Origin of the sequence: Sporosarcina koreensis (assembly GCF_042655825.1) — a bacterium.
In the GTDB taxonomy this organism is placed as follows: Bacteria; Bacillota; Bacilli; order Bacillales_A; family Planococcaceae; genus Sporosarcina; species Sporosarcina koreensis.
The window spans coordinates 87,721-112,825 of record NZ_JBHSNP010000002.1 but is presented as its reverse complement, the minus strand read 5'-3'; the positions used below and the strand labels follow the sequence as shown (position 1 = coordinate 112,825).

The following is a 25,105-nucleotide window of genomic DNA, read 5'->3' as shown; positions in this document are numbered from 1 at the left end:
ACTAATTATAAGGGGGAATTGCTAAATTGCCTACATGTATTCTAAATTGATCAAGTAGTCTAAATATGTTGGGAATCATTGAAAACTGGTATTTGTACTCCAACTCACAACCGAACTGGCATTTCTCGCTTCATCGGAAACACCTTCCGCCAGCCGATGAATATCGCGATGACCAGCACAGCGATATATACGTAAACTCCACCTGTTATCGCACTTGCGATCAGGTGGCATATGACAAAAATCCCTGCCAGTAGAGTGAGCAAAATCAGTTTAGCCGAGCCTTCCGATTGTGCAAAATCGAAGGATTCGGTGAACGGAAAGGCGCCTGAATTGAGCCCTTTATACGTGAGCAATGTCTGAAGTATCGACCCTAATAAAACCGCGAACAGGTCGGGAACGATTCGCCACGAAAAAATCACGATGAACACAATCGACAGCAAGATGAAAATCGGCATGTACAGCTTCACTAAAAATACCTTTAACGTCCCACTATACGCCGCAGCAGGTTGCTGGATCGGCGCAGCCTTGAAGAGCCAACTCCCTTTATGATTCACTGAAAACTGCATCGTATGGACGATGGTCGGAATCATCATATTTCCAAAATAAATGAGCAAAAACATTTTCCCCGTAGCGATGTCCGCCAATGTCCTCGTTTGCAGTTCCATAAAGATGAAAATGAACGGAAATACCATTGAAAAGCCAAGCGAAGGATAAACTTTCAGCTTGAATTCCCGCTCCTGCCCCATCATCAAGGTTCCAAAGCGGAAGAATGTCTTCTCTTCCCTGCCCCGGCAGCAAAGCTTTGCCCAAATATCCACCCACCAGCTCGATTTCTTCCGCTTATTTTTCGACTCGCTCATCAGCTTATCCATATTACGTTCGAACGACGGCATAAGCTGCACATAGACATACATGGAGAGGATTGGGACGAGCAAAGCGAGTGACGACAATAGAATCAGCACATTTGAAAAGTCTTGATTCAACAATAGGTCAAATGCTGCACCAAACCATATCGGCGGCAAAAACAGATGCCACCAGCTGAATGAATACGTTAAATCCAAGTCGACAAAGTCGAAGGCGCGGATGACAATCTGATAGCCGACGATGACGCCGACAGACAGCAGAATTTGCACGTAGTTGATAATGTCCTTCAATTTTTCGCCGTCAAAGAACCGTAGGACCGCAAAATAGACGAGTGACGTAATCACAACGATAAAGAGCATCGTCAACACCAATGCCGCAAGAAATATAAGGGTAAATAGAATTCCTTTCGCAAACAACCCGACGACGAGTGGGATGGCAATGAAGGCCCCTGTTATGAAAAACATATAAATCAATATATGGACGGTTTTCGCAGTATTGATCGTCTTACTGCTCACCGGTTTCGTCTGCAAAATCGTCTTATCCCGCAAATCCAACAAGACAGAAGAGAAGTCGGACACCATCGTCGTTGCCAAAATGAACATGATTATTCCGAAGACGAGGCTCATTTGGAAAATATAATGGTCTTCCCCGAAGAGAAGGAATGGGATCACCATAAGCCCATACAAACCGTAGATCCATAAAGACTTCAGGAACTGATTGCCTTCCTTTTTCTTCTGCCCATTGAAAATGGTCGGCGTTCGTCTGCCATCCATCGTCAATTTCATGCGTAAGATGGTTTCCATTGCGTCATAGTCAATGCCTGCTTTTATGAATAGCCGTCTAAATTTGGAGAGGATCGCCAATGTCCGGAAATCATGCATTGGCAGTTCCATCCTCTACAATCGAAATGAATCGCTCTGCCCGACTCGCGTGGTCCGTGAACCCCGTCAGCTGGTTGAAAATATCGGAAAGCGACCCCTCTTCACTCATTTCCTGCAATTCCTCGAAGCTGCCATCCGCTACGACGGTCCCTTTGACGAGCAGCACAATCCGATTGCTGATCTTCTCGACGACATCCATAATATGCGAGGAATAAAAGATCGTTTTTCCTTGCGCCGCCAGTTGCGCGAGCATTTCACGGATGACCATCATGCTGTTCGCATCCAATCCGCTTAACGGTTCATCGAAGAACAGAAGGTCCGGATTATGCAAGAGGCTCGAAATGATGAGCACTTTCTGCTTCATTCCTTTGGAAAATGACGAGATTCGGGAGTGCAGCACATGGCCAAGCTCAAATTCCTCCATGAGCTTCTGCGCTTTTTCCTCCGCGAATGCACGGTCAAGCCCATACAATTCCCCCGTGAACGCCAGGTACTCCATCGCCGTCAAGTTATCGTACAGCTCCGCCTGCTCCGGCACGTAACCAATTCTTCTTTTGTAAGACGGGTCCCCCGAAGCGATGTCCTCGCCGAAGATGACTACCTGTCCTTCATAATCTTGGATCAAACCTAGCATGATCTTCACTGTCGTACTTTTACCAGCACCATTAGGACCGATATAGCCGATGATCTGCCCCCGTTCCACTTCCAAATTCACGCCATTCAACACACGATGATTCCCGTACGTCATCGTGACATTCCGTAAAGATAAAACCATATTGGATGAATCCATATCAACACCCCCGTTTGTTTAAGTTTACCATTTTATAACCAGAGAAGGCATACTATTCTATGATTTTCCGCTGTTTTGATTCCACCCAACAGGGTAATGGAAGGGTACAAGACTGGTTACAACGAAGGAGGTTATCATATGACACATGATAAGAAACGAGACCAAGATGAGTATTTTGAAGACCGTGCAGGAACGGACGATGCGAGATTCCACGTCGTTCCCCATCATGATGAAGGATGGGCTGTGAAAAAGGAAGGCAACGATGAACCGGCCTATACGGCTGATTCCAGAAATGATGCGGTTGATGAAGCCAAACGGATGGCTGAGGAAGCCGGAACGATGGTTTATATTCATGGAGATGACGGGAAAATCAAGGAGCAGTTGGAATACGGAGATGAATAAGAAGAGCCCAGAGACGCGGATCTCTGGGCATTTTTTTGTTCCTTATCCTACATAAAATAAATCTGAAGCGACTGTAACGCCAGGCATCCGAAAGTCGTTTAATTAGTTAGAGCAACATGGAAGAGGTGAATGAAGGCCGATGAAACACGATGAGAAAGGTCCAAACGACACATCCATCGAAGAGATTTGCCGGACGACTTGGAAACCGCTCTACCAATTCATCTACTATAAAGTGCAAAATCGGGAGGAGGCGCAGGAAATCACACAGGAAACCTACATCAAGGCGATTCCCTACCTTCAAAAAGGGCGCATCGATTCCGCCAAACATATGAGCTTTTTGAAAACAGTCGCGCTCAACCTGATCCGTGATTCGTGGCGAATGAAACAACGGCGGGGCACGCCGCTTCACCTCGACTCCATAACCACGCCGGAAGCGGCAGTTGAGGATGAAACCCGGCTGAGCGATGAACGTTTCCTCATTGAAAAAGCGCTTGGCCAGTTGAATGATGAGCAAAGGAACGTCATAGAGCTACGGATTTTGAAAGGCTATTCGACTGCGGAAACGGCAAAGCTAATGGGGAAAACCGATGGAAATATCCGTGTCATGCAGCATCGCGCATTACAGGCGCTCGCTGCGATCATGAAAGGGTTTCAAGGGATGGGAGGTATGAATAATGAGGAATGACGAGAAAAGGTTATCGGAATTCATCGACAGGCTGAATGCGGAAAGAAAACCGGATGCGTTATCGGAGGAGAATGGAGAGCTTGAGGAACTTTATTCGACAGCCAAGCTGGTCCGGAGCTTAAAGGAACCCGAAATGCCAGATTCTGATTTCGAAGAGAGGCTGATCGGCTCAGTGTCGGAACATTGGCGGAAGAAAGCGCCACGAAAGCGGACGAAACGGCATTTGATGTTCGGATTGGCAGGGATTGCGGCGGCCGTCATCTTTTTATTCACCGTGCTTCTGCCGATGTCTCGCCCTTCCATTGTCGAGGCGATGGAGAAGGCATACAGCGAGTTGAGTGCCTATCATGGGTTGATTGACGTCATCTCTACGAATAAAGAAGGGACCTCTTCCACCCAAGCAAAATTGGAAGTTTGGGCGGACCAAGACGGACGCTATGTTGTGAAAGGGATCGAGGGCTTCCAGAAGGGAGTCACCACTGTGAATGACGGGGAGAACAAATGGCAAGTGGATTCCGTCAACGAGGAAATCCATTTGTTGCCCGCATTCCCTGACTCATACCGCTTCACATTTGAACTAGGAAATGAAATCAAGGAAATTTCAAATGCTCTCACCACATCCGTCATTGGCAAGGAAACAGTCGCCGGCAGAAAATCGACTGTCATTGAAGTGACTCCGAAAGCGGGCGAATCGTATAAGGTGTGGGTTGACGACGAAACAAAACTGCCTTTGAAGAAGCAGACGGCGTGGCAAAACGCCATTCAATATACGATTCAGTACTCTTCTATAGATATTGTTGATGAAATTCCCGGGGATGTCCTTGCTTACAATGTACCGAAAGGCTATGTGGTCGTTGAAGGAAAGCCAGAAATAGTCGTAAGTGATTGGCATGAAGCGGAACTTGCTGCAGGCTTCACACCGACCGTTCTTCCCTATCCGTTTGAAAAAATTGCGGTCAGTGTGAATGAAAAAGTCATCAATACAACGTACCGGATAAACGACGGTGGCACGATTGTTCTTTCTCAAGGGAAAGCGAGCGGACCGTTGAATCCTGCTTTAAGTGCAGTAACCGGCACTGTCAATGGCCAGCCTGCGGAAATTCAATTTCCTGTCCTGGTCGAGACCGGTCTACTTGGAACTGGGCCATATGGAACGATGACGGACATCAGCTCCATTCGCTGGCAACAGGACGGCTTTGAGTTTGTCATCTCGGGAAATGCTTCAAGAGATGATCTTGAAGTGTTCGCAGAAAAAGTAGCCGGCGGAACGGTAGAAATCCCGACGTCCGATATGGAATCCGGGAAGTCCCCTGAAGTCGAAGTGCCCTATGACATCGTTGTCGTCGAAAACACACAAAAAAGCGTCGATGCGGGCAACTCGCCATGGAATCTCGACCCGGTATTCGTCTCGCAAGTATTTGCGAGTCTTCAGCTTTCACCGGAAGGGATTGTTGGGGATTATCCTATCGATTACGAGGATTTGAAAGTGGTTGAACAATCGAATGCAGATGCGGTTGTGCAAGTGAACAGTGAAAAGTCGGCAATCGGCAGGGTTTATTTGAAACGTTTGGTGCGGAAGGATTCCACAGGCATTTGGACTGTTGTGGGATATGATTTGAAGAAATGAATATGGAATGGCAGCGTGTTGTGCGCTGCCTTTTTTGCGTTTGCGATGAGGCAAAGGTCCTGAAATGACGATAACTTTGTGAAAGTGACCGATAACTTCTTGCAACTGACCGATAACTAACGGGAAATGAACGATAACCTTGTGGAATTGATCGATAACTCATCGGAAATGAACGATAAGTTTTCCCCGACTATATTCCTAGTAAATAATCAGACTCTTATGGTAGAGTGGAAGTAATAATATTCCATTTGGAGGCGATATCTCATTGATTATGAAGGAAAAACCGATTTCTTTAAAGGCAATCGGGCTTGAGGTGCTGCTGCGAAGGTTGCCGGAGCATCACCCACGCTATGCGGACATCGAGAATGAGCTGAGAAAGACGCGAGCCGGTGAAAACGGTGAGAGAATACTGGCGAATGTCTTTCAGCAATACCAGTTCCCTTTCAAGCATTACATTTTCCATGATTTGAACTTGCAATCCACCGGCAAATTTCAAATCGACACACTTTTTCTTTTCAAGCAAGGTGCTGTCATCTTTGAAGTGAAAAATATCGCCGGCCGAATCAGTTTTCCTGAAACGCAAAACCAACTGACCCGAACCCTTGAAGGTGGACAAGTTGACGCTTTTGAATGTCCGTCAGTCCAGTTGGAGCGGAATAAAATGCTGCTGGAAGATTGGTTTCACGCGCACGACATGCCTATCCCCATTTATCAGGCAGCGGTTTTCCCCAGACCGCAACAGCAATTCGAGAACCACCGTAAGGATCTGACTCTCCTTTTCCCCCTTGAAATTCCTGTCTTTCTCCGAAGACTCAATTCATTTCACTCAGTTATTGATGTGCCTGAGCTTGAAGATATTGCAAATAAGCTTTCTAATGCCCACCGTGAGTTTGATCCGTTTCCACTATCAGATAGATTTGGAATCCAGCCATCCGAACTCATACCGGGAATACGCTGTGTGCATTGCGGTTTCTTTGGCATGCAATCGATACAAAGTGGTTGGGGTTGCCCGCAATGCAAGAATATCGACCCCCAAGCCCACATCGAAACACTACTGGATTATTTTATGTTGGTGGATTATCACATTTCTAACAAGACAGCTCGGCAATTTTTCCGTCTGTCCGACGAACAAAAGATAAAACGGGTTCTAAGGAGGTCAGGAATTCCTTTTGAAGGGGAAAGAAGGGGAAGAGTTTACGTGGCGAACCTAAATTTCGTCAGAGAACTTAACGAAGTCGTTAGGTCTAAAGTAACGAAATGACGATAACTTTGTGAAAGTGACCGATAACTCGCGCAGACTGACCGATATTCGCCGGGAAGTGACCGATAACTCCGGCCAAGTGACCGATAACTTTCCGGCCGTCTCTTTTCCGAGCAAAAACCGCTCCAGTCCCCTCAGACTGAAGCGGTTTTTCACTTGAACAACTCTTTATAAGCCAGTGCTTTCAACGCTAACATCTCTTCATCCGTCAAACGGCTTTCAATTTTATTGAACAGTGCTTGTTGCTCCGATGCCGTCATGCCTTGTCGCGCTTGAATTTGTATGTCATTGATTTCACTGAGGTCGAACTTCTTCAGCAACGCCCGAGTCGCTTCCTCTTTCGTTTTGAAAGGAAGTTTCGAGGTGTCTACATTCTTCCCTTCTTCAATAAACGCGCGCAGTTCCGGATCCTTTTGAACTTCCTGACGGATCGCTTCCATCTGCCCACTCGACTCCAGTTCCGCCGCCACTTGGCCCATCACTTCATCGGCGATGAATTTCGTCCCTAAATGGTACACACCGAAGCCGATAACGACAATGACGACGGCAACACTAAGTAAAATCTTTATCGCTTTCAACCGATCCACTCCTTTTCCATTCGTATTTACCGCTTCCTATATTTCCAACAGTTCCCGAATATCGTCCTCGGTCAAAGTTGTATTCGCAGCATCCTTCGAATCAATGATCTCTTCAATCAGATTCCTTTTCTTCTCCTGCAATTCATTCATCTTGTCCTCAATCGTGCCGCGCGCGACGAGCTTGATGACATGAACGTTCTGCTGTTGACCCATACGGTGAGCACGGTCCGCGGCTTGCTCTTCAACCGCGGGATTCCACCATAGGTCATACAATATGACGGTATCCGCCCCGGTCAAGTTCAACCCCGCTCCGCCCGCTTTAAGGGAAATCAAAAACACATCGCGCTCCCCGGCATTGAATCGATTGCATAATTCCAACCGTTCCTCAGAAGGCGTTTGTCCGTCCAAATAGAAGAATGGGGTTCCCTTCATCGCCAGTTCCTTGCCAATGATGCCGAGCATCTTTGTGAACTGCGAAAAGATCAGCACCCTTCTTCCCGCAAGCTTCGATTCTTCAATCAGTTGCTTCAACTGCTCGAATTTCGCCGAACTCCCTTTATAGCCGTCCACGAACAATGCCGGGTGGCAACAGATTTGCCTTAGCCGGGTCAGTCCGGCGAGGATCTTGATTTTATTCCGCCGTATCGTGTCCTTATCCAAATGCTTCAATGTATCATGGCGCAGCTTTGCCAAATAGGCGGCATACAGCTTTTTCTGTTCGGGAAGCAGCTCCGCGGATTCCATCGATTCAATTTTTTCCGGAAGCTCCCCAAGGACGTCTTCCTTCATCCGCCTCAGCAAAAACGGCCGGACGCGGCGGGAAATCGCTTTCGTCGTAAGTTCGCTATATTCCCGCAGCCCCATGAACAGTTCAGGGAATACGACGTGAAAGATCGACCAAAGTTCCTCCTCCGAATTTTCGATCGGCGTTCCGGTCAATGCGAAACGAGTGTCTGTGTGGATTCTTTTCACTGCCCGTGCCGTTTGCGTAAACGGATTTTTGAATGCCTGCGCCTCGTCGAAAAAGATTACCTGGAAATCCTGCTTCTCATACCATTGGATATCCCGGCGGATCAACGGATAGGACGTGATCAGCACGTCCTTTCCTTCCACGTCATTCTGCCGCTCCGCCCGCTCTTTTTTCGACCCGTCCATGACAACGGCATTTATTTCAGGCGCGAATTTCCGGAATTCGCTCAACCAGTTATATGTTAGAGATGATGGACATACGATTAAGACCCGCCGTTTTTTCTCCCGGATATCAGGCAGCACAGACAGGATGAACGCAATGCTCTGCAAAGTCTTGCCAAGCCCCATATCGTCCGCCAGTACCCCGCCGATGCCGAATTCAGCAATCGTTTTCATCCATTGAAAACCTGTTTTTTGATAATCGCGCAATACCGTTTCCAGCGACGGTGGCACTTCCGCGTAATTACCGGGATTCAGCAGCCGGTCAAAAAACTGGCGGGCCGATGCCTCGACGGAAAACATTTCATCGTCACCGACTGCATCCAGGAAGCGGATGCCGCGTACCATCGGTATATTCAACCCCTTTTCGAGGTCATCAAGGTTTTCCGGGATTTCATTCAAAAACCGTTGGATTTCTTCAAATTCCCTCGTTTCCAATGAAAGAAGGGAGCCGTTTCGCAAACGGTAATATTTCCGTTTTTCCTCCAGCGCCTCAAGGATTTCACGTATTTGCTTATCCGGTATTCCATCCATTTCGAATTTGAATTCTAGCCAATTCGTCCGGTCCTCATGCGCTTTCACCCGAATCCGCGGTTTGGCATGCCCTCTGAAAATCCGGTTCCTGATTGCTGTTGTCGCGTACACTTGGACAAGCTTTTGAAGTTTTGGGAGGACATGATGGAGGAATTCATATTCCAATTCTTCATTGTGCAATAAATACCCTTCATCCGTTGTGGCGAATGAGCTTTCCTCCATTAACCGGAGGACGGCCTCTTCCTTTTCCAAGTCGCGGACCAATACAGAGCCCGCCGGCAGATCCCTCTCCGTAACAGGATTCAGGACAATATGGTCGTATTGGAATTCGAGGCTCGCAAGCAACCGGTTGTTCACCCGGTCAAGATAGAGTTTCGCCTTCAACGGGGATTTCACAAGCTGGTCCATCACCGTTTCATCGAGCTGGACTTCGCCGATCCTTCGCAAGCCCGGGACGACCTTCTCGATGAAAAAGCCGATCTGCTCATTCGAAATCGGCAGCTGACGAGTGCCCGACGTTTCAACCATCTGTTTCAAGTCGGCAAGCCGCTTGCAGTCCTCACCGCTAAGTTGGAATAATTGCCCGTCACATAAGACGAGGTCATACGCCTGCAATACTTGGACATATGCCAATCCATCAATCGTCAATACATGTCCCGTTTCAGGTTTTTTTCCGAAATGAAATCGGACTGGCAATGTTGCTTCTGAAAGGTGGAAAGCCCCCGATTTCCCTTCACATTCCAGGTTGACCTCGGTCGCTTCACTCAAAAGCTGTAGGAGCTTTTCCCATGAGGAAGGCGGGATTCGCAAAATGTCGGGTCCGACGGAGCGATGTCCGAACGCCCCCTCTTCATGATTATTGTCAATAAGCTGTTGCAACACTGCCTCATCTTCACGTTTAAAGCAATGGATTTCGGAATCAAATGCGAATGCGGATGTCAGCGAGCTTGCTTGTCCTTCATTGACATCCTTCAAAAATTGCCGGATGTCTTCCACATGGATTCCGGCGATTGTCAGCTCGATGCCAAGCATAAGTTGTTTGCCCATAGTGACGGGTTTCAACGTAAATCGCAGCCCCAGTACTTCCCTATTTTCAAAATGAAGCTGATGCCCTCTCGCTCGAGGTCGTTCGTTGAAAAGGGAAAGCAGCCCTTCCGTCAAATCCGGTTCCTGTTCCCTCTTCCGTTCAATCATCGCAATCATAACAGCCGCAACATGCTGGCATTTGTATTTATAGAATGGCAGGACCGGACAGCTGCACTGCGTCCGCGGCTCTTCATCAGTAAGATCGATTGTGACATGGAAATTTTCCTTTCCCGCCACAATCGCCTTGCAATGGGTGTCGCTAGATTGTTCAATCGTCACTTTCCCTGCACGGTTAAACATCTCGCCCCGTTTGAATGAAACAGTGCCGCACAGATCTATGATTTTCTTTTGTGTCAACTGGGTGCTCATTCTGCTTGTCTCCCTTCGGGGGCTCCACCTGTACAGGCGTTTTGTATATACTATCTTAACACTCAGAGGAGGTGTTTTCGTCTTTTATTATGGTTGGAGCAACCTAAAAGAACCGCACCAGTCATATTTGACCGAAGCGGTTCTTCACTTGAACAACTATTTATAAGCCAAAGCCTTCAATGCCAGTTTTCCAGAATAATGGCTTCAATCTCTTGCGTAGTGAGCCTCGTCACCAAGGCGATTTTTTCTGTGGAGAAAGCCAAGCCATGCATTGTCAGCACTGTGGAAACCTTCTCTTGCCGGATGCCTTGATTCAACCCTTTCAAGCGCGCCTCCTCCAATTCCTCTTTCCGATTTTGCATTTGACTCCCCCCTTTCAGTTATAGGGTGTTCCCCTATTTCGAAATGGCAACCGAACTGCCGCCTCCTTCCAACACTATAAAACAAACGTTCCTACTTTTCAATGAAACTGATTTTAATTCACACTAATCCTACCGATTTTATCGAAAAACAAAAGAGCAGGGACACGCCGATGCTGCATAGACGTGTCCCTGCCTGTTATTCGTATGCTTAAAGCTCCTGATAATCCTTCATGAACCTGCCGCTTTCCTTCACTTCGGCGTGGTACAGCGCCTTCAAAGCAAAGCTCTTTTCCAATTCATGTTCTTTCATGATCTGCTTCAGCCGCTGCGTCAATTCCGCATTGTTTTTCACGAGCTGTTCCATTTTCGTTTTCGAATACTGCATGATTTTATCCTCCTCACACTTTTATTTTCATCGAAGCACAATCAATCGTACGATTCCGTCCCGTCCGTTTCGCTTCATACAGACATTGGTCCGCCAAGTCCAACAGTTCCGCCGAGTCCACCCGGTCTTCAGGGTACATCGCAATCCCTGTGGAAATCGTCACGACTTCCCCGCAAGGACTTATCGTGCTTTCCAACTTCTTGCGCAGCCGTTCCGCCAATCGGAAGGCTTCATGCCGACCCGTTTCGGGCAGTAGCATGACAAATTCCTCCCCGCCCAAGCGGCAGCACACATCGTCTTTCCGAGCGACTTCAAGCATGGATGCCGCCAAATATTTCAGCACTTCATCACCCATGGCATGTCCATACGTATCATTCACGTGCTTGAATTTATCGATGTCAAAGATGAGCAATGCAAAAGGGCGCTCCTGCTCTGTCCAATTTTCCAAATGGGCATCCATGATCCGGCGGTTCATCAGCTTCGTCAGCGGATCGACCGTTGATTGGTGAATAAAGAAATTCAAGCTGTGATTCAGCGCTTTTTTCAATTGGATCGCTTCATAATACCACGCATGCACGTCGTCGATTTTTTCCCCTTGATTGTTTTCTGTGCTTGACTCGGCATACGTTGCAAGCCTCGTCAAAGGCTGAGCAATCATTCTTGAAACAATGCCAATGATCAAGCAAGAGATAATGAGGAAGGGCACCGTTTTCCAAACCATTTCCTTGATCATCGCTACGGAAGGCGCCAAAGAGATATCCTTTGGTCTTTGCGTCACAACTCCCCAATTGGCAGTCGGTATCGTCGCATAGCCCGCAAGCATTTCGACTCCCTCCGTATTCACGACTTCCATCGCGCCGCTTTTACCCGCCATCAATTGCTGGACGACTTCGTTTTCCGCCACCATATCGTTTATCCGGCGAGGATCTTGATGATATATGATACGGCCGCTTGTATCGATGACATACACATGCGAGCCGTCCTTATAAAAATGTTCACCCAATACTTGCTGGAGGATGTTTTCCTCTTTCAGATAAATCGTTCCCCCGACGAGGCCGAGATAATCACCATCGCTGTTGAAGATCGGATGGGACAAGTAAATGATCAAGCGCCCCGTCAGTCCGATATAAGGTTGCGAGATGAACGCCTCGCGTTTCTTCAACGCTTCACGGCCGCCTATCGAATCGAGTTTTCTCCCTTTTAAAGCCAAAGTCTCCGGGGAGACAGCCAAAATTTCACCATCTTTAGCAACGATGGAAACGGAATTGAATGTATTTGTTTGTTTCTTCATCCGATTTACTTCGTTAAGCAGTTTTTCTTCTGCGTTTTCTTGACCTAAAATAGGTGCAACCTGGTTCGCGCTTTCTTTCATGGACTGCAGCGTCATCGTCAAATAGGACTCCGTCGACTGCGCCATTTTCACCGCATATGATCGGTTCGTTTCCAATGTATTTGTAATTAACGATTGCTGCTCAACCCGATAACCTGAAATGATGCTGGCCGCCAACGTCAACAAAACTGATAATAACGCCACCAGCCCGATTAAATATTTTAAAGACAGCCTCAATGCAACCGATCTCCTCTATAAATTTTCAAACCATCACCCATCATATCACCTACACACCCGTTGAACACCCTTAAATTGGAATATAATCTGCTTTTTTTAGAGATACTATTTCATTGACGAATACGGAAAAATGATGTAAATTACAAAAGTACGAACGATTTCATCGAAATAAAAAATATTATTCGCCTTTAGGAGTGTAATGTATGGATACAGTATTTGATTATGAAGATATTCAATTGATTCCTGCTAAATGTATTGTGAATAGCCGCTCAGAATGTGACACTTCCGTTACTTTAGGTAAACATAAATTCGTATTGCCGGTCGTCCCCGCAAATATGCAGACGATCATCGATGAAAAAATCGCCGTCCAATTGGCCGAAGGCGGTTATTTCTATGTCATGCACCGTTTCAATCCAGAAACACGTGCAGCATTCATTAAAGATATGCATACCCGTGGTTTGATTGCTTCAATCAGCGTGGGGGTAAAAGAGGAAGAGTACGGCTTTGTCGAACAGTTGGCTGCCGATCAGCTTATTCCGGACTACATTACAATCGACATTGCACACGGGCATTCAAACGCTGTAATCCGGATGATCCAGCATATTAAAAAGCATCTTCCGGAAACGTTTGTCATCGCTGGTAACGTCGGTACGCCGGAAGCGGTGCGCGAACTTGAAAATGCGGGTGCTGACGCGACGAAAGTAGGCATTGGGCCAGGGAAAGTTTGCATTACGAAGATTAAAACCGGTTTCGGAACTGGCGGATGGCAGTTAGCTGCACTTCGGTGGTGCGCAAAAGCTGCTTCGAAGCCGATCATCGCTGACGGCGGCATTCGTACACATGGCGACATCGCAAAATCCGTTCGATTCGGTGCTTCGATGGTCATGATCGGTTCGCTTTTCGCTGGCCACGAGGAGTCGCCAGGTGAAACGATCGAAGTGGACGGCAAGCTGTACAAAGAGTATTTCGGATCCGCTTCGGAATTCCAAAAAGGCGAGAAGAAAAACGTCGAAGGCAAGAAAATGCATGTGGAATACAAAGGCAGGTTGCAAGACACATTGACTGAAATGCAGCAGGATCTCCAATCGTCCATCTCCTATGCGGGCGGAACGAAGTTGGATGCCATCCGGACAGTCGATTATGTCATCGTGAAAAACTCCATCTTCAATGGCGATAAGGTTTATTAATAAATGAGAAGGGCTGGCGAAGTGCCGGCCCTTTTTTTATATGCCTATTATTCAGCTGCTCACTCTCCTTCTAGTTGTTTAACAGCAAGTAAAACCCAGTAAACAGTAGAATAATATACATAAAAATACGGAAGCCGGTTTGATTGACCTTTAAAAAAAGATACTGGCCCGCGTAAAGGCCGAGCCATACGAGCGGCAGCGCGAGAAGGCTGGATTTCCATACGGTCGTGCTTGTACCCGCGAAGATGATCTGTATAAGCAAACTGATGGAATAGATGAACAGATAATAGACGAGCGTCGTGCCGCGCAATGTCTCCTTTGCTGTGTCAGTGCCCGAAAAATAGAGAAGCAATGGCGGTCCGGGCATGCCGATGCTCGTCGTCAATGAACCCGAAAGTCCGCCGATGGCAACATCCCTGTTTGGCGTTTGCTTGATCTTCAGCTTCATAAGCAACAGCGCGGTCAATACAAGAATGACAACGCCAATCCCCAGTTTCAACTTCGGAATGTCGACAAGCAGGAATATAATGATCCCCACCGGCAGCCCAATAAAGCTCCCTCCGATAAACCGCCTCATGACCCCCATATCAATATCTCCTCTTACTTTCCGGTACATCGCCAATGAAATGACCAACGATAAGAGAAGATTGATTTGAATCGCGTCCCGCGCGTCGAACAATAACAAGAGAAACGGAGTCGCCACAATGGAGAACCCGAACCCGGTACCTGTCTGCAGGATGGACGCTAGTAATATGATTGCGATGAATAAAAGAATGTCCAATTGTATGACCCTCTTTTGGTTTTCAATAAGTGTAACACGGAATTAATCGCTAAGTTAGTATGGGCCAGCCCATTGCTTGCGCGGCCGCGTACTTTCGAGTGCCCTTTTGCGCGATTTCCAGTCGGTTTTGGTGCATTTCTGATGAGTTATGGCGCAATTGGACTGAGTTATGCGCGAGTTTGCATGAGTTATGCTCGACTTTTGACTAGTTATGCTCATCTCAGGACTTTCCACCTACACATCTTCAGCAGAGTTTCCATGGCTAACCCCGCCCCTAAAAGGGTATAGGGAAAAACAAACTGCTGCGATAGATTTGGAGGAATGGACTTGTTCAAAATACGCATTCGGCATACAAAACGATTTCAAGAGATAATGAATGTCTTTCTACGCAATGGGTTCAGCCACTTTCTTTTCCGATTAGGGCTAACCGATCGCGGATCGTCAAACGACAGCGGAAATAAAATGAATATGCAAGATGCAGGAGTCAAACTTCGTCATGCACTGCAGGAACTTGGTCCAACTTTCATTAAACTTGGACAGATTGCAAGCTCAAGACGGGATCTTGTGCCAGAGGAAATCGCCATGGAGCTTGAAAAGCTGCAGGACCATGTCACATCTGTGCCGTTCAGCCGAATCCGTGAAATTGTGGTGGATGAACTTGAAGCACCACTTGAAAACATTTTCACCAGCTTCGATGAAAATCCATTAGCCACTGCCTCGATCGGACAAGTCCATATCGCTCACTTGCCTAGCGGGGAAAAAGTGGCTGTCAAAGTGCAGCGGCCAGACATCCGGCCAAACGTGGAGACGGACCTTGCGATATTGAGCGACTTGGCGCGCTTCCTTGAAGACAATACCGATTGGGCAAAAACGTATCACCTTCATGAGATGATCATCGAATTTTCAAGGTCCTTGCAGGATGAACTGGATTACCGGGTGGAAGGGCGCAATAGCGAGCGCATCGCCAAACAATTCGAGGAAAATCCAAGCATCCATATCCCGAGTGTCCATTGGGATTTATCGACAGACAAAGTATTGACGATGGATCTGGTCCATGGGGTCAAAGTGAATGATTTGGAAAAACTGGACGCCGGCGGGTATGACCGGAAGCTGATTGCGAGACGGATTGTCGATTCGATGTTCCACCAAATCCTCGACGAAGGCTTTTTCCACGGCGATCCGCACCCGGGGAATATTTATATCCTTCCCGAAAACGTCGTCTCCTATTTGGACTTCGGGATGGTCGGAAGGCTCGATAATGATCTGAAATACCATTTCGCCTCTCTCCTCCTTGATTTGCGGGAAGGGAATACGGAGGACATGATCGACACATTTTCCGCAATGGGCATTCTTTCTGACGATACGGATATGCAGGCATTTACGAGGGACGTGGATGATCTGCAAACGAGATATTATGATGTTTCATTAAGTGAAGTGAGCCTTGGGGCTATTTTCGTCGAGCTGTTCCAAGTCGCCTACCGCCACCATATTATCATCCCATCGGAAATTTCGATTTTAGGCAAGGCGATTCTAACGCTTGAAGGGCTCATCGCAAAGCTGGATCCCGAGTTGAGCATTATGAAAGCGATCGAGCCGTTCGGGAGGAAATTGATGCGGGATCGCTATCATCCGAAGCATCTAATCGAGAATTCATGGAAAGACTTCGTTGAAAATATCGAAATCCTGACGAATCTGCCGAAAGACTTGAAAGCCATTGCTACGACAATCCGAAAAGGGAAGCTGCAGCTCGACATCAACGTCCAGCAAGTGCAAGTCTTTTTGCGCCGGCTGGACCGGATCAGCAATCGACTTTCATTCAGTATCATCTTGCTTTCCTTCAGCATTCTCATGGTCGGCTTGATCATCGGCTCAGCCATCGCAGGCCAGACGAATATGCTTTGGCAATTCCCGATCATCGAAGCAGGTTCCATCATTGCTACACTCATGTTCCTATTCCTTATCTACACGATCATCCGTTCCGGACGAATGTGAAGTTTTCTTCACCCCAGCCTCATTCCAAGGAAAATGTCCAACATAGAATAGTATAGATAGATTTCTATGTTGGAGGGAGGTGTGGGGAAAATGGGGAAAACGTTGATGAAGATTTCAGTCGTTTATTTCATGATCGGCATTTCTTTCGGCCTATACATGTCATTCACGCATGTGTTTACCTTGACGTCGGTGCACGTCCATTTGAATTTAGTCGGTTGGGTCTCGCTTGCATTGGCGGGGGTATTCTATCACCTCTATCCAAACTTGGAAGAGTCAGGTATGGCGAAGGCACACTTCTGGCTTCATAATATCGGCTTGCCAATTATGATGATCAGCCTTGCAACAGCCATTCTCGGAGGACCGGAAATTTTCTTCCTGTTCGCAACAATAGGCGGCGTGATGACCGTGCTAGGTGTCCTTTGCTTCGGCTTCAACGTCCTTTTCGGTTTGAATAAAAATTAATACACGTTTGATTTGCACCTCCGATTTGTTTTTGGAGGTGATTTTTTTGAAATAAACATGAATAATTCTTTTCAACCTGCACAATATAGGATTAGTAATATCCTTCCGAAATAGCTCAGCGGTGGAGCAATCGGCTGTTAACCGATAGGCCGTAGGTTCGAATCCTACTTTCGGAGTAAAGGCTGTCTCTGTCGATATGACGGGACAGCCCTTTTTCATTACCAAGTGTGGGAGGACATCGATGTGGACACAAAATTAGCGGTTTTTGCTTTAGGCGGCATCAATGAAATCGGGAAAAACATGTACGTCATCCAATATGAGGACGATATCGTCGTCGTCGATTGCGGTTCGAAATTTCCGGACGAAAGTTTACTGGGGGTCGACCTCATTATCCAAGACATAACCTATCTAAAGGAACACAGGGAAAACGTACGCGCCCTCATTGTCACTCACGGGCATGAGGATCATATCGGCGGCATTCCGTACTTCTTAAAACAAATGAATGTGCCCGTCTATGCGACACGGCTGACACTCGGACTTATCGAATTAAGATTAAAGGAGCACGGACTTCTCCGGGATACGAAGCTTACATTAATCGACGGGGATTCAACTGTTGACCTAGGTACGATATCCGCAACCTTCTTTAAAACGAATCATAGCATTCCCGATTGTCTTGGCATCGCTTTCGAAACGCCTGAAGGAACGGTCGTGCATACGGGCGATTTCAAGTTTGATCTGACGCCTGTAAACGATGATTACGCGGACCTTCATAAAATGGCCGAAATCGGGAAGAAGGGTGTGCTTCTTTTATTATCCGAAAGCACGAATGCGGAACGCCCAGGGTTTTCGCAATCCGAACGGGTTGTCGGCAAGCATATCGCGGACGCGTTCCGGGAAGCGGAAGGAAAAATCTTCATCTCGACATTCGCTTCAAACGTCCATCGCGTACAGCAAATCATTGAAGCTGCGCAAATGACAAACCGGAAAATTGCCTTGCTCGGTAGAAGCATGGTGAATGTCGTCTCTGTCGCTGATGAACTCGGGTATTTGGACATCCCTGAAGATATGCTGATCGAACCGCAGGAAGTCGATCAGATGGATCCTGAAAACGTCGTCGTCATCTGTACCGGCAGCCAAGGCGAACCGATGGCTGCGCTGTCGCGTCTATCGACCAATAATTTTCGACAAGTATCCGTCTATCCCGGAGATACGGTCATCTTCGCTTCCAGTCCAATTCCGGGGAATGAAAAAAGCGTATCGCGTATAATCGACAACCTGTATCGTCTCGGAGCCAAAGTTATTTATGGAACAGGTGGCGCAACCGGCATGCATGTTTCCGGACATGCGTATCGCGAAGAGTTAAAGCTGATGCTTTCGTTAATGAAACCGACTTATTTCATTCCGATCCATGGTGAATATCGCATGTTGCAGCTGCATAAGGAAATGGCAGAGTCGATTGGTGTGGAAAGTGAAAATATCTTCATTCTGAATAACGGGGATGTCTTGGACATTCATGAAGGAGTTGCCCGCCAAACGAGGAATGTGGAGGCTGGGAATGTATTTGTGGACGGGCTTGGCATCGGCGACGTCGGCAAGGTTGTCTTGCGCGACCGCAAACTGCTTTCCGAAGAGGGCATGCTTATCATTGTCGTATCCATGAGCAAAGGGGACGGCCGGATCATCTCGAACCCGGACACGATTTCCCGGGGCTTCGTCTACGAGCGCGATGCGAATGAGCTTTACAAGGAAGTGAATGAGTTGGTCGTCTCAACGATCAAGGAAGCTAAACCATCAACCCGCTATCGCCGGAACGACATGAAACATGCCATCCGGAAAGCCGTTGAAAAGCTTCTTTATACAAGAACGAAAAGAAGGCCGATGATCCTTCCTTTTATTATTGAGATATAAGAATGAAGCGGAGGACATCGCTTGTCCTCCGCTTTTTTATTGGTCTTTCACCAAGCCAAACACAAAATGGTCAACGAACTTATCATACAGCCACTCTGCTTGTTCCAAACGGCCTTCCTGTTTGAAGCCGAGCCGTTGTGGGATGGCTGCGCTTTTTATATTTTCAGTCGCCGTACGGATTTCTATCCGATTCAGTTCCAATTCCGTGAAGCAGTAGTCGACGACCGCCTTGCATGCTTTCGTCATCAAGCCCTTGCCTTCAAATCCAGAACCTAGCCAATAGCCGATCGATGTCGATTTGTTTGACCAATTAATGCCGTGCAAGCCAATCACACCAGCAAGCTCCCCTTTGTACCAGATGCCTGCCTGGAAGCCGTCATTTCTGCAGAACTGCTGCAAAGTGCCCCCGATGAAATTCTTCGAATCAGCGACCGTCCTTGTGAAATCGAGCCATGGTAGCCATTCGCGAAGGCTTTCCCTTGATTGATCGGTCAACTGGAATAGCTGGTCGGCGTGTCTGAGTTCCAATAAACGCAATTCAATGCCTTCATCAATTTGATATGCAAACATTCTATGAGCTCCCCCTTGTTATGAATTTATCTCTTTCATTCTAGTGTAATTTTCTCGTAAAAGGTTGTTTTTCTTCTAAGTTCTCTCCTTACATACGAACAAAATACATAACCTCTTTAATAATTTTCGTAAATTAGTTGTATTTTCCTTAAAACAGAACTAGAATACTTATATATTTAAATATAAACCGAATGAATTCAAATTAACATCAATTAATCGTTCGTGTTTTTACCACTTGCGAGAAAGGGAGTAATACTTTGAAGAAATTTGAGAATAAGTGGGTGCGGGCTGTACTTCCCGCTTTATTAATCCACTGTAGTATTGGTACGGTGTACTGTTGGTCATTGTTCAAGAACGATATTGCCAATTACATCGAGAAGCCTGTCGGTCAAGTGGAATGGGCATTCAGTTTAGCAATTTTTGTCCTTGGGATGTCGGCAGCTTTCGGCGGAAAATTGGTCGAGAGAGATATACATAAGTCGTCCCTTCTGTCAGCCTTGTTTTTTGTCGCTGGGATGGCAGGGACGGGTTTCTTCATTTATCAAAAGTCATTGATCGGTATTTATATTTCTTATGGGATTGTGATGGGAATCGGGCTGGGCATCGGTTATTTAACACCGGTAAAGACATTGATGCTTTGGTTTGAGAAGCAAAAAGGTTTAGCGACGGGCCTTGCTGTTGCCGGGTTTGGCTTAGCTAAAGTAATCGCAAGTCCTTTAATGGAAAAGCTGCTCGGGGAAAGAAATAGCGAAGGAATTTTAGTACATGCGTCAAATATATATACAATGTTTTATATACTTGCAGGTATTTATCTAGTGATGATGGTAATTGGACATTTGCTGCTCAAAAAACCAGCTGATTATGAAGGAGAGAGTGTACAAGCTAGAAGCTTCAGCTATCGAAAAGTGTTAACGAATAAAACATTCATTGGCATTTGGCTTATGTTCTATATTAATATCACATGCGGATTAGCGTTGATTTCGCAGGAAAAGGGCATTTTGGCTTTCATTGGCTTCGGAGCAATTGGTTTGGTCAGTTCGTTGACGGCTATTTTCAATGCAGGCGGTCGAATTGTCTTCTCTTCATGGGGTGACCGTTTAAAGGATCGCAATTCCATTTATAAAATTATTTTCATCTCTTCTATCACAATCATCCTATTAACCATTCTGCTTGATGGCATGACGAAATCCATGGCGATCCTCATTATCGCCTTGCTTTGTATCGTGAATGCAGGTTACGGCGGAGGGTTTTCATCGTTGCCGCCACTGTTATCTGACCGTTTCAGTTTAGATACGATTTCTACTGTGCATGGATTGGCTTTATCCGCCTGGGCATTGGCGGGATTGTCGGGCAATCAATTGAGTGCTTTTATTTTGGAAAAGACGCAAACATATGACGCCGTGCTCTATGTCATTATGGGACTCTTCACGGTCGCGACACTCATCAGTATTCTCGTTGTGAAACCTGATAAAGTATCCTTGGAAAGTGAAGATCCGAATTGGAAGAAAAAATTCGTGGCGAATTAAAAAGGATGCCTTTTCGGAGGCACCCTTTTATTCATTCCCCCACCAAGAGCTCCCAAAATCTCGTCGAAGCCGGAGATAGCGGCACGCTTTTCAAGGAACAGACGCCGATGCTTCGATGCGGAATCTGTTCGGCTAGCTGGACTTCGTGAAGCACGCCTCTCTCCAAATAGTCTTCTGTGAATTCCCTCGTCACACAGGCAATCCCCATATTCATTCTCGCAAATTCAACGACGAGATCATGGGAGCCCAATTCGAATTCGGGAGATATTTTCACGCCTTTGGACAAGAAGTGTTCCTCGACATATTTCCTCGAGTTGGAACTCGGCTCGAGGAAAATGAGCGGCAGCTTGGCAAGTTCCTCGAATCCGATTGTTCTTGCGAGCAGCTTCCGATATTTATCGCCATAGACGAATGTGTCATGGATATCCATGCAAGACGTCACATTCAAGGTCGGATCTGTTACAGGCAAATTGCAGACGACGATATCCACTTCTCCCGATTTGAGGAATGAAATGAGTTCCTCCGTCGTGCCATTTTCGATTTTTAATTTGATATTCGGGTAACGAGCACGGAAGGCTTCCAGTTGGGGAAGGAGAAAGTATTTAGAAATCGTGTCCCCGACACCGATCCTCAGCTCGCCGGTCGTCAGGTTTTTGAACTCAGCGATCTTTTCTTCCCCGATTTCGATTAAATTGATGGCCGAGTTAACATACTCCAAAAGAAGGCTTCCTTCATTCGTCAGTGTGACTCCTTTTGGCGTCCGGTTGAAGAGGCGTGTATCAAGCTCCCGTTCCAACTGCATAATCGACTGGCTGACCGCGGGTTGAGTCATGAAAAGTTCCTTTGCCGCCCCGGAAAAGCTATTATTTTTGCCTACAATACAAAAAACACGGTACAAGTCTAACTTGCTAACCACATAATCACCTCTTATACCCATCATTAGAACTATTAATTTTACTTATACCATTAAACGGTAGTATAGTACAAGTAGATCGTCAGTTAAGTTATACCGATAAGGAGCGATAACATTGGAAAGAGTAGTAGGAACGGTTGTCAGAGGTCTTCGTTGCCCGATTATCAATAAAGGGGACCATATCGAAGAAATCGTCGTAGATAGCGTATTGAAAGCGGCGGAAGTCGAAGGATTCGCCATCAATGACAAAGATATCGTCACCATCACGGAATCCATCGTAGCTCGTGCCCAAGACAATTACGCGACAGTCGATCATATTGCGAAAGACGTCCAAGCAAAATTCGGCGATAGTACAATCGGTGTCATTTTCCCGATTTTAAGCCGTAACCGATTTGCCATCTGTCTTCGCGGAATCGCGAAAGGTGCTGCAAAGAAAATCGTTTTGATGCTCAGCTATCCATCCGATGAAGTCGGCAACCACCTTGTCGATATTGATACGCTTGACGAAAAAGGCGTCAACCCATGGACGGACGTGTTGACTGAAGAAGAATTCCGTGGCCATTTCGGCTACAATAAACATACATTTACAGGTATCGACTATATCGATTATTATAAATCCATCGTTGAAGAGTACGGTGTTGAATGCGAAGTCATCTTCTCGAATAACGCGAAGACGATTCTTGATTACACGAAAGACGTGCTCACTTGCGATATCCATTCACGTTTCAGAACGAAACGCATCTTGAAAGCGAACGGCGGAGAGAAGATCTACAGCCTCGATAATATCCTTGCCGAGCCTGTCGATGGCAGTGGTTATAATGAAGCATACGGACTGCTTGGCTCCAATAAGGCGACCGAAGACAGCGTGAAACTCTTCCCTCGCAACTGCCAGCCGGTCGTCGACACTATCCAAGCTTCATTGAAGGAAAAGACCGGAAAAACAGTTGAAGTCATGGTCTACGGCGACGGTGCTTTCAAAGACCCAGTCGGCAAAATCTGGGAGCTTGCGGATCCAGTCGTATCCCCTGCCTACACAGCAGGCCTCGACGGCACACCAAATGAGATTAAATTGAAATACCTTGCAGACAACAACTTCGCTGACCTGCGCGGCGAAGAGTTGAAAAAAGCAATCAATGAATTCATTGAGAACAAAGAGGAAGATCTAGTTGGTTCCATGGAATCCCAAGGAACAACTCCACGTAAACTGACTGACCTTATCGGTTCTTTATCCGACCTGACATCAGGCAGCGGTGATAAAGGAACTCCGATTGTGTTCATTCAAGGATATTTTGATAACTACACGAAGTAAGATTCAGCCCTTGGTCATTGACTGAGGGCTTTTTTGTAGTTTATCGGGATTTCGATCATTTCCCCGAGTTTATCGTTCATTTCCCGTGAGTTATAGATCAATTTCGGAGAGATATCGTTCATTTCCCAAGATATATGGTCATTTAGGGACTTAGGAACCACTCAATTTCCTGTTAGGTTCAGTGGTTGTTATTTTTTCAACCTCAGTTTACTCCGTTTTTAAAAAAGTTGAAACGTTTCGTCCATCCCGTTCACCTAATCTATAGAAGGTGGTGATTCCATGTCAAAAAAAGAGAGGCTTATAAAGCAAGCGATAAAAGGTGATCAGAATGCATTGCAAACGCTTCTGAAAGAGGAGAAAGACAAACTGTATAAAATGGCATTCATTTACATGAAAAATGAACATGATGCATTGGAAGTGTTTCAGCAAACCGTATTGGAAGTCATAGAATCCATACACCAACTGAGAAATCCTGCATATTTCAGCACATGGGCGACAAGGATTTGCATCAATGTCTCGTTGAAGGAGATTCGCAAAAATAAAAAGGTAACTACAATGGAGGACTATTTAATTCCGGACGTTATTGAAGAGGTCAGCAGTTCGATTGAAGAAAAACTGGATTTGACCAACGTCCTTTATGAATTAGATGAAAAGTATAAATCAGTTCTCATTTTGCGCTTTTATCATGATTTCGCGGTCAAGCAGATTGCGGAAATACTTGGATGCCCTGAAGGCACCGTCAAAACGAACTTACATAGGGGTCTCGCCCTGTTGAAAACAAAAATGAAGGGAGTTTATATGGATGAGAGACGAAACGAAAGTTATTGAAGACACGATGGAAGCAATTCCTGTGCCTAGCGAGAAGTTGGATTCAATCATTGAGAATTCATTCAAAGAGAATGCTCCTTCCCCTAAAAGGAAGGGCAAACGGCGGGCTGGATATGTACTTGCGGCTACTTTGGCGGTCAGCATTTTAGGCGGGACGATGGTGTTAAATCCCGTGATGGCGAATATGATTAGCCAACTGCCGGTCATTGGGAATGTATTCGACTATTTCGGTTCAACGAGTAAGCCGGCCTATAAGGAATTCGGACAGCTTGCGACCGACGTCGGCCGTACTGCGGAAGATAAAGGCGTTTTAGTCAATATCGACCAAGGAGTCTTCGATGGGACGACCATCACTTTGGCAGTGACAATACAAACAAATAAAAATTATGGCTCCTCATTACTTTTTGACGGCTGGCCAACCGTTGACGGCATACCCGCTGGAAACGCTGGTGCCTCCTTTGAGAAGGTGAAGGGATTAGGCTATGCAGGCATAATAACTATCACCCCCTGGTTTTCGGATACACCCGATGAGGTGAACGTTGTCTGGGAACCAAAAATGCTGCTAGGCGATAAAAAAGAGGTGAAAGGCGACTGGAAGCTCGATTTCTCCCTGCCTTTAATCGAACCCGAAGTGCAGACGTTGAATAAGCAAGTTGAAAAAGATGGTTTAGCCATCCTAGTCAAGGAAGTGAGAAAGACACCGTTAACCTTCAATATTTACTATCAGCAATTGGTCGATCCTGCATTACTGGATGATTGGACGGCAGTCGAAGCGGAACTGAAAGCGACGGATGATCTCGGGAATGAATACGAAGTTCCTTACAACGGCGGGTTTGCTGATGGCAGCGCTAGAACTCGTGAGGATCTGCAATGGAGCGCAACCATCCATAACATCGATCCGCAGGCAACTAAACTAATATTTCACCCGTTTGCAACGGTGAGCACGGTTGAAGGAGCGAAAGTGATCTATTTTGAGGATATTGAAGTAGAATTATAAATAGAAGCCATACTGTCGGTCGTGAAAGATGGCCGACAGTTTTTTATCGTCTT

At 46.4% G+C, this 25,105-nt stretch carries 22 protein-coding genes and 1 tRNA gene; 13 read left to right on the top strand and 10 right to left on the bottom strand.

What is annotated here, in order from left to right; translation table 11 throughout:
- Positions 1–104: 104 nt before the first annotated feature.
- Both ACFPTP_RS00560 and ACFPTP_RS00555 read right to left on the bottom strand, forming a co-directional pair.
- Entirely contained in the window at positions 105–1,745 is a 1,641-nt protein-coding gene (locus ACFPTP_RS00560) for a hypothetical protein (protein WP_381441404.1), read from the bottom strand.
- Positions 1,738–2,535 carry an ABC transporter ATP-binding protein gene (locus ACFPTP_RS00555; RefSeq protein ID WP_381441403.1) on the bottom strand — a complete coding sequence of 266 codons (798 nt, stop codon included), beginning with the start codon at positions 2,533–2,535 and terminating at the stop codon, positions 1,738–1,740. The genes ACFPTP_RS00560 and ACFPTP_RS00555 overlap by 8 nt, the downstream gene beginning before the upstream one ends.
- Before the next feature lie 138 nt (positions 2,536–2,673).
- On the opposite strand from ACFPTP_RS00555, the gene ACFPTP_RS00550 reads away from it, so the two are divergent.
- From ACFPTP_RS00550 to ACFPTP_RS00535, 4 genes are all read left to right on the top strand, one after another.
- Entirely contained in the window at positions 2,674–2,937 is a 264-nt protein-coding gene (locus ACFPTP_RS00550; RefSeq protein ID WP_381441402.1) for a DUF2188 domain-containing protein, read from the top strand.
- A 139-nt stretch (positions 2,938–3,076) separates the two neighbouring features.
- Positions 3,077–3,622, top strand: a complete 546-nt coding sequence (locus ACFPTP_RS00545) for an RNA polymerase sigma factor (RefSeq protein ID WP_381441400.1) — start codon at positions 3,077–3,079, stop codon at positions 3,620–3,622.
- Positions 3,612–5,249, top strand: a complete 1,638-nt coding sequence (locus ACFPTP_RS00540) for an outer membrane lipoprotein-sorting protein (protein ID WP_381441399.1) — start codon at positions 3,612–3,614, stop codon at positions 5,247–5,249. Before ACFPTP_RS00545 ends, ACFPTP_RS00540 begins: the two co-directional genes overlap by 11 nt.
- A 271-nt stretch (positions 5,250–5,520) precedes the next feature.
- A complete protein-coding gene (locus ACFPTP_RS00535; RefSeq protein ID WP_381441904.1) occupies positions 5,521–6,510 on the top strand; it encodes a nuclease-related domain-containing protein in 990 nt (329 codons plus the stop codon).
- A gap of 152 nt (positions 6,511–6,662) precedes the next feature.
- Here the strand turns inward: ACFPTP_RS00535 and ACFPTP_RS00530 are convergent, their stop codons facing one another.
- The 5 genes from ACFPTP_RS00530 to ACFPTP_RS00510 all read right to left on the bottom strand — a co-directional run bounded on the left by ACFPTP_RS00530 (position 6,663) and on the right by ACFPTP_RS00510 (position 12,579).
- Positions 6,663–7,097 carry a hypothetical protein gene (locus ACFPTP_RS00530; protein ID WP_381441398.1) on the bottom strand — a complete coding sequence of 145 codons (435 nt, stop codon included), beginning with the start codon at positions 7,095–7,097 and terminating at the stop codon, positions 6,663–6,665.
- A 27-nt stretch (positions 7,098–7,124) separates the two neighbouring features.
- Entirely contained in the window at positions 7,125–10,265 is a 3,141-nt protein-coding gene (locus ACFPTP_RS00525; protein WP_381441396.1) for a DEAD/DEAH box helicase, read from the bottom strand.
- Positions 10,266–10,441: 176 nt separating this feature from the next.
- Positions 10,442–10,627: a hypothetical protein gene (locus ACFPTP_RS00520; RefSeq protein ID WP_381441395.1), complete on the bottom strand. Its 186-nt coding sequence runs from the start codon at positions 10,625–10,627 to the stop codon at positions 10,442–10,444.
- A gap of 208 nt (positions 10,628–10,835) precedes the next feature.
- Positions 10,836–11,012: a hypothetical protein gene (locus ACFPTP_RS00515; RefSeq protein WP_381441394.1), complete on the bottom strand. Its 177-nt coding sequence runs from the start codon at positions 11,010–11,012 to the stop codon at positions 10,836–10,838.
- Positions 11,013–11,025: 13 nt separating this feature from the next.
- Complete coding sequence (locus tag ACFPTP_RS00510; protein ID WP_381441393.1) at positions 11,026–12,579, bottom strand: sensor domain-containing diguanylate cyclase; 1,554 nt, start codon at positions 12,577–12,579, stop codon at positions 11,026–11,028.
- Positions 12,580–12,782: 203 nt separating this feature from the next.
- Between ACFPTP_RS00510 and guaC the strand changes: the two genes are divergently transcribed.
- The gene (guaC, locus tag ACFPTP_RS00505) at positions 12,783–13,766 is read left to right on the top strand and encodes a GMP reductase (protein ID WP_381441392.1); all 984 of its coding nucleotides are present in this window, start codon (positions 12,783–12,785) and stop codon (positions 13,764–13,766) included.
- A gap of 70 nt (positions 13,767–13,836) precedes the next feature.
- Here the strand turns inward: guaC and ACFPTP_RS00500 are convergent, their stop codons facing one another.
- Positions 13,837–14,547, bottom strand: coding sequence for a sulfite exporter TauE/SafE family protein (locus tag ACFPTP_RS00500; protein ID WP_381441391.1), 711 nt, complete (start codon positions 14,545–14,547; stop codon positions 13,837–13,839).
- A 327-nt stretch (positions 14,548–14,874) separates the two neighbouring features.
- Here ACFPTP_RS00500 and ACFPTP_RS00495 point away from each other — a divergent pair, with 327 nt between their 5' ends.
- The 4 genes from ACFPTP_RS00495 (at position 14,875) to ACFPTP_RS00480 (ending at position 18,909) form a co-directional block, all read left to right on the top strand.
- On the top strand, positions 14,875–16,539 hold the full coding sequence (locus ACFPTP_RS00495) for an ABC1 kinase family protein (RefSeq protein ID WP_381441389.1): 1,665 nt from the start codon (positions 14,875–14,877) through the stop codon (positions 16,537–16,539).
- Positions 16,540–16,629: 90 nt separating this feature from the next.
- Entirely contained in the window at positions 16,630–17,001 is a 372-nt protein-coding gene (locus ACFPTP_RS00490; RefSeq protein ID WP_381441388.1) for a cytochrome-c oxidase, read from the top strand.
- 104 nt (positions 17,002–17,105) lie between these two features.
- A tRNA-Asn gene (locus tag ACFPTP_RS00485) sits at positions 17,106–17,177 on the top strand.
- A gap of 67 nt (positions 17,178–17,244) precedes the next feature.
- A complete protein-coding gene (locus ACFPTP_RS00480) occupies positions 17,245–18,909 on the top strand; it encodes a ribonuclease J (protein WP_381441386.1) in 1,665 nt (554 codons plus the stop codon).
- A 36-nt stretch (positions 18,910–18,945) separates the two neighbouring features.
- Here ACFPTP_RS00480 and ACFPTP_RS00475 read toward each other — a convergent pair whose 3' ends face one another.
- A complete protein-coding gene (locus ACFPTP_RS00475; RefSeq protein ID WP_381441385.1) occupies positions 18,946–19,479 on the bottom strand; it encodes a GNAT family N-acetyltransferase in 534 nt (177 codons plus the stop codon).
- 257 nt (positions 19,480–19,736) lie between these two features.
- On the opposite strand from ACFPTP_RS00475, the gene ACFPTP_RS00470 reads away from it, so the two are divergent.
- Positions 19,737–21,005, top strand: a complete 1,269-nt coding sequence (locus tag ACFPTP_RS00470; RefSeq protein WP_381441383.1) for an OFA family MFS transporter — start codon at positions 19,737–19,739, stop codon at positions 21,003–21,005.
- Between the two features lie 31 nt (positions 21,006–21,036).
- Here the strand turns inward: ACFPTP_RS00470 and ACFPTP_RS00465 are convergent, their stop codons facing one another.
- Positions 21,037–21,921, bottom strand: a complete 885-nt coding sequence (locus ACFPTP_RS00465) for a LysR family transcriptional regulator (protein WP_381441382.1) — start codon at positions 21,919–21,921, stop codon at positions 21,037–21,039.
- Between the two features lie 112 nt (positions 21,922–22,033).
- On the opposite strand from ACFPTP_RS00465, the gene ACFPTP_RS00460 reads away from it, so the two are divergent.
- From ACFPTP_RS00460 to ACFPTP_RS00450, 3 genes are all read left to right on the top strand, one after another.
- On the top strand, positions 22,034–23,227 hold the full coding sequence (locus ACFPTP_RS00460; RefSeq protein ID WP_381441380.1) for a coenzyme F420-0:L-glutamate ligase: 1,194 nt from the start codon (positions 22,034–22,036) through the stop codon (positions 23,225–23,227).
- Between the two features lie 279 nt (positions 23,228–23,506).
- On the top strand, positions 23,507–24,055 hold the full coding sequence (locus tag ACFPTP_RS00455) for a sigma-70 family RNA polymerase sigma factor (RefSeq protein WP_381441379.1): 549 nt from the start codon (positions 23,507–23,509) through the stop codon (positions 24,053–24,055).
- Positions 24,030–25,052 (top strand): DUF4179 domain-containing protein, encoded by a 1,023-nt coding sequence (locus tag ACFPTP_RS00450; RefSeq protein ID WP_381441378.1) that lies wholly within the window; start codon positions 24,030–24,032, stop codon positions 25,050–25,052. The genes ACFPTP_RS00455 and ACFPTP_RS00450 overlap by 26 nt, the downstream gene beginning before the upstream one ends.
- The last annotated feature ends 53 nt before the right edge of the window (positions 25,053–25,105 follow it).